The following is a 262-nucleotide window of genomic DNA, read 5'->3' as shown; positions in this document are numbered from 1 at the left end:
TGTCATTCGGCGCGGGCGGTTCGTCAGGAGGCGTGTCATCATCGTCTGGACTTGCCTTGGGCACAAAGCTCTTGTGCCCGGCCCATGCCTGAATCAACGTGCCGTCGACGCTGAAGTGTTCCCCGGAAAGATACTCGCGCTCGCGCGCGGTCTCGACTGTCTCGTTGAAGAGCAACACCAGCACGTCGTGTTCGAGCAACCGGTCGCGGTTCTTGCTGAACGTCGAGTGGTCCCACACGGTCCCGTCCATCGGCAAGCCGAC

The 262-nt window shown here is 61.8% G+C and carries 1 protein-coding gene; it reads right to left on the bottom strand.

The window, feature by feature from the left end; all coding sequences use genetic code 11:
• A partial coding sequence (locus ACRXB1_RS37685) for a transposase (RefSeq protein ID WP_449494976.1) occupies positions 1 to 262 on the bottom strand: 262 nt, incomplete at both ends.

This window comes from Caballeronia sp. M23-90 (genome assembly GCF_053574605.1).
The sequence above is the reverse complement of the archived record's forward strand: the minus strand, read 5'-3'. Positions and strand labels throughout refer to the sequence as shown.